Below are 1,206 nucleotides of genomic sequence, written 5' to 3'. Positions count from 1 at the left end.
CCACATTTGCTTCAGTCACTTCGTTTGCATTAGCAAACTCGTGCCATCGCAAACGTCGGAACACCTTGGTCGTTATACGCAATGCCAAGAAATATGGATATTAGTAAATTATTTAACACAGAATGGAATGAAATACTGCCGGCGCTTCCTGGCAAGACGAACTATTATACTTTTCTTCATAAAGAATATGGATTAATCAGAATTAGTGAATATGCACTTCGGGAGTGTCTGATTGTTAAGGAAGAGGAAATTTATATTGTTTTATCAATACTTCGAGAAAATTTTTTAAAGAACCGTCGTGTTTTTATATTAACTGAAGATGAGAAAAAATCATTCATAATTTCAATCAAAGAAACTGTAAGTATGCTTACTCTTAAAGAAATTCAGGCTGAGTTTCCTAAGAATATCTTCGAAAAGCAAAATAGGACATTGCTTAACCTTGCAAGAATTCAACCCGAATATGGAGAATTCATTCCTACGGTTCATCTACATGACTGTTTTGCAAAGAATAGTTCGCAAATGTATTTTATCTTAGGCATTCTGAAAGAGAAGAGATATCTTTATGAAGATTCACGAAAACTTGATACTTTTGCAGGGATTACCAGAGGATTTCGAATAGAAGAAAATGGTTGGATAGAAATAGAAAAAACAGAATCTCCCTTTGCTTCAAAGCAAGCTTTTGTTGCATTTCGTATTGATAATAAGGAGCACAACAATGAAATCTCGGGCGAAATACTGAGTGAAATTCGAAAAAGTAGATTTATGATAGCAGAAGTCACCGGGCAGAGACCAGGAGTCTATTTCGAAGCTGGTTATGCAATGGCATTTGGGCTGCCTGTGATTTGGTGTTGTAAGGATAATGAATTAGATAAAGTGCACTTCGATACTAGACAGTATAATCACGTTGTATGGCGTGACGAAACGGATCTAATTGAGAAACTAAGCAACCGGATTAAGGGTACTATATTTTAATTTTTGGCACTGCGTCTAACTTTCGCCTCTGCCGCTGCGCTTCGAGCTCGCTTCGCGACTCTCGCTTGGCCTTCGGCACATTGGCTCAGTCACTCGACTTGCAGAGCAATTCTCGTGCCTGTCTTCGCTTTGCTCAGCACGCCAACGTCGGCAAGGCTCGGTCGTTAGACGCAATGGACAAAAATTATGTTGATTTTCGAAAAAGCAAATCATAAGCATCGTTTCCCATTTGCT

The 1,206-nt window shown here is 38.6% G+C and carries 1 protein-coding gene; it reads left to right on the top strand.

Annotation, left to right across the window (positions count from 1 at the left end; translation table 11 throughout):
• Nucleotides 1–93: 93 nt before the first annotated feature.
• Nucleotides 94–972 carry a TIR domain-containing protein gene (locus CH365_RS19925; protein WP_125226357.1) on the top strand — a complete coding sequence of 293 codons (879 nt, stop codon included), beginning with the start codon at nt 94–96 and terminating at the stop codon, nt 970–972.
• The last annotated feature ends 234 nt before the right edge of the window (nt 973–1,206 follow it).

Origin of the sequence: Leptospira neocaledonica (genome assembly GCF_002812205.1) — a bacterium.
GTDB lineage: Bacteria > Spirochaetota > Leptospiria > Leptospirales > Leptospiraceae > Leptospira_B > Leptospira_B neocaledonica.
Note: the sequence above shows the minus strand (reverse complement) of the source record. Positions and strands in the feature narration are given on the sequence as shown.

Excerpts from the sequence above, each read along its gene's own strand:
- CH365_RS19925 (WP_125226357.1), top strand. The coding sequence starts at position 94 with ATGGATATTAGTAAATTATTTAACACAGAATGGAATGAAATACTGCCG.